Genomic DNA, 3,774 nt, shown 5'->3' with positions numbered 1-3,774 from the left:
CAGGTTTCCAGCACCTGTGCATAACGCTCCGGCGTGTAAGTGTCGCCCGGTTGTGGATAACTCAACGCTTCACGCAATGTGCCGATCGGCAGATAAGGCTTCTGCGGCAGGAACAGATAACGCGCCGCCGGCAAACGAATATTGCCGTGCCCCGCCGGCCACAAATGCCCCATCGCCCGCAACAACGTGGACTTGCCGCTGCCGGAACGGCCGCTGAGCATCACTCGCTCGCCCGGTTCAACAGTCATGCCGGCGTTGGTCAGCAGGTGACGACCATCGGCCAGATCGAGGCCGAGGTTGTGCACCTGCAACTCACTGCCCTGGTTCTGCACATTGATGGCGGGCACCCGCTCTTCGTTGTTGCTCATGGCATTGCGGAAACTCAGCAGACGATCGCAAGTGGCGCGCCACTCGGCCAGATCCTGGTAAGCACTGATGAACCAACTGAAATTCTCTTGCACATTGCCGAACGCCGAGTTGATTTGCATCAGCTCGCCCAGCTCGATCTTGCCGCTGAAATACCGTGGCGCCGCAACGATGAACGGGAAAATAATCGCGATCTGCCCATAGCCCGAAGTGAAGAATGTCAGACGCTTGGACACCCGCATGATGTCCCAGAAGTTGTGCCAGACCAGGCCGAAACGATTGCTCAAGCGGCGGTTCTCATTCGGCTCGCCGTTGTAGAGGGCGATGCTTTCTGCATTTTCACGAACCCGCACCATCGAAAAACGCAGGTCAGCTTCGAAACGCTGCTGGTTGTTGTTCAAGCCGATAAGGCGTCTGCCGATCAGATGGGTCAGCCAACTGCCGACCGCCGCATAGACCAGTGCACACCAGAACATGTAGCCGGGAATAGTGAAACCGAACACCTCGATGCTCCCGGAGACGCCCCACAGGATGATCGAAAAGGACACCAGACTGACGATCGTGCGGATCAACCCCAAGCCAAGGGCCAAGGTGTTCGCGGTGAATTTATTGAGGTCTTCGGAGATGCGCTGGTCCGGGTTATCGGTATAACCGCCCTGCTCCAGCTGGTAGTAATTCTTGTGTTCAAGCCAACGGGTGAAGTGTTTTTCGGTCAGCCACGCCCGCCAGCGGATGGTCAGCATCTGCGTCAGATACTGCCGGTAAACCGCGGCGAGAATCGCCACAGCGGCAATACCGCAGAAGTACAGGATCAACTGCCAGAACGCTGCCTCATCCTTTTTCTGCAAAGCGTTGTAGAAATCCTTGTACCAACTGTTCAACCACACGGCGATCCATACGCTGAACAGCGTCAGCGCGATCACGGCAATCAGCAACGTCCAGGCCTTGCCCTTCTCTTCGCTGCGCCAGTAAGGCGTGGTCATCGCCCAGACTTTGCGAAAAAACTGCCCGCGCACAGCATCGTTGACCGCGGAATATTCAGCGTTCTGATTCATGGATAAGGCTCGATAGTAGAAAGAACGGACACGCGCCGATCATAGATGATCGGCGCGATTTATCGCGAGGGCTGGCGATAGTCGTTCAGCGCAGGTTCAGCGACGCACCGGACGCTTCTGCAATTTGCGCTGCAAGGTGCGGCGGTGCATGCCCAGCGCGCGGGCGGTGGCGGAGATATTGCCTTCGTGCTCGGTGAGCACGCGCTGGATGTGCTCCCATTGCAGGCGATCGACCGACATCGGGTTTTCCGGCACCAGACTGTCGAGGTCGGCATGCTCGGACAGCAGCGCGGCCAGCACGTCGTCGGCATCGGCGGGTTTGCACAGGTAGTTGCAGGCGCCACGCTTGATCGCCTCGACCGCCGTGGCAATGCTCGAATAACCGGTGAGGATCACCACGCGCATTTCCGGATCGAGTTCCAGCAGCTTGGGCAGCAGGACCAGACCGGAATCGCCGTCCATTTTCAGGTCCAGCGCGGCATAGTCAGGCAGATCGGCCTGGGCGATGGTCAGGCCTTCTTCCGCAGAACCGGCAGTGCTGACGCGAAAGCCGCGGCGGGCCATGGCGCGGGCCATGACGCGGGTGAAGGTCGCGTCGTCGTCGACCAGCAGCAGATGCGGCAGTTCTTCGCCTTCGACTTGGATTTCGTCACTCATGTTGGTCTCCTCGGGCGCCGTGGGGCAGGCGCAGCTCGGTGAGCGTGCCGCCTTCCTCATGACTATAGAGTTTCACTGAGCCGCCGGCGCGTGTCACGCTGGCCTTGCTCAAAAACAGGCCCAGGCCGAAACCTTTGCCCTTGGTGGTAAAAAACGGCTTGCCGATCTGCTCGGCGATGGCCAGCGGCACACCGGCGCCGTGGTCGCGAATGCTGATGGTCAAAGTCTCTGCGTCCCAGTCCAGCGTCACCTGGAGATTTTCCGGGCAGGCGTCAGCGGCGTTATTGAGCAGATTCAGCAAGGCCTGGGTCAGATCCGGCGGCGGCGCCATGCGCGGCACCGCCCCCTGGCCGAGACGCTGGAAGCGGTAACTGGCTTCCGGGCGCATCAGGTGCCAGCGGTTCAGCGCTTCGTCGAGCCAGTCGGTAACGTCCTGCATCTCCACCGCCAGGCGCCGATTGGCCTCAGCGGCGCGGACCAGTTGCTGCAAGGTTTCCTTGCACAGCTTGACTTGATCCTGCAGCACTTTCAGATCGTCCTGCAGCAGCGCATCGGGATGGTCCTGCTGCATTTCCTTGAGCAACACGCTCATGGTCGCCAGCGGCGTACCCAACTCATGCGCCGCACCGGCGGCCTGGGTCGCAACGGCGAGCAACTGCTGATCGCGCAGCCCCTCCTCCCGACGGATCGCGCGCAGTTCTTCCTGCCGGCGCAGCTCTTCAGCCATGCGCGCGGCGAAGAAGGTAATCACCGCAGCGGCCAGGGCAAAGCTCAGCCACATGCCGTAGATCTGCAGATTCTCCCGGGCGACGGGCAAGGTTTCCAGCGGATAGAAACGCGTCAGCATCAGCGTGTACAGCGCCAGCGCGATGCCCGACAGAATCACCGAATAACGCCACGGCAGCGTCACCGCCGCGATCGTCAGCGGCACCAGATAATAGGAAACGAACGGGTTGGTCGAACCGCCGGAGAAATACAGCAGCGCACTGTGAATCACCAGATCGCAGGCCAGTTGCAGCGCGTATTCGAGCTCGGTCACCGGCCACGATGTGCGCAGGCGCACCGCAGTGAACACGCAGAGCAGAATCGAACAGCCCAGGGTCATCGCCAATTGCACCCACGGCAACGGCAACAATTGCAGCCAGTAGGCCAGGCCCACGGACCCGGCCTGCGCGGCGAGCACCAGGGTGCGGATGAAAGTCAGCCGCCAGAGGTTCTGGCGAGTGGCGGAAGTCAGTTGTACGGGGGCGAGCATGAGCTCTCCTGATGAGCGCTCCAGGCGGATCGCACGGAGTATAACCAAGGCGCGGGGTTCAGAGGCGAAAGTGCGGCAAACGACCACATGGCGGCGATGGAGAATTCATCTGAGTTGAAGAAGATGCCGAGGGCTATTGGAGATCAATTGTGGCGAGGGGATTTATCCCCGCTGGGTGGCGGAGCCGCCCCAAGTCATGCGACCTCATTTAACCCGACATACCGCATCAGCCGGATTTGCGACTGCTGCGCGGCCGAACGGGGATAAATCCCCTCGCCACAGAAGCACTTCCCACTGCGCGCAGGTATCTGTATAGAAGTTGTAACTGGGCGAACCGGATCATAGAAGTTAGAGTCTGATGGTTCACGCAGGCCGCGACCCATCACCTGCGCCTCATTCAAGGAGCCTTCATGCACACATTTCGCCGCAGCGCCGCCCTCC

4 protein-coding genes are annotated in these 3,774 nt (G+C 60.4%); all 4 read right to left on the bottom strand.

The window, feature by feature from the left end; all coding sequences use genetic code 11:
- On the bottom strand, positions 1–1,421 hold a 1,421-nt coding region (locus D6877_RS14410), incomplete at its 3' end, for an ABC transporter ATP-binding protein/permease (RefSeq protein WP_130911229.1).
- Positions 1,422–1,517: 96 nt separating this feature from the next.
- Entirely contained in the window at positions 1,518–2,078 is a 561-nt protein-coding gene (locus tag D6877_RS14405; protein WP_003221630.1) for a response regulator transcription factor, read from the bottom strand.
- Entirely contained in the window at positions 2,071–3,333 is a 1,263-nt protein-coding gene (locus D6877_RS14400) for an ATP-binding protein (protein WP_016771713.1), read from the bottom strand. Before D6877_RS14400 ends, D6877_RS14405 begins: the two co-directional genes overlap by 8 nt.
- Before the next feature lie 194 nt (positions 3,334–3,527).
- Positions 3,528–3,774 (bottom strand): hypothetical protein (locus D6877_RS29635; RefSeq protein ID WP_206662991.1); only part of this gene is annotated, 247 nt, incomplete at its 5' end.

The organism is Pseudomonas sp. Sample_9 (assembly GCF_004307535.1).
Classification (GTDB): Bacteria; Pseudomonadota; Gammaproteobacteria; order Pseudomonadales; family Pseudomonadaceae; genus Aquipseudomonas; species Aquipseudomonas mercuritolerans.
This window is presented reverse-complemented; position numbering and strand designations above follow the sequence as displayed.

Coding starts and splice junctions, on each gene's coding strand:
- D6877_RS14400 (WP_016771713.1), bottom strand. CDS start 3,333: ATGCTCGCCCCCGTACAACTGACTTCCGCCACTCGCCAGAACCTCTGG.
- D6877_RS14405 (WP_003221630.1), bottom strand. CDS start 2,078: ATGAGTGACGAAATCCAAGTCGAAGGCGAAGAACTGCCGCATCTGCTG.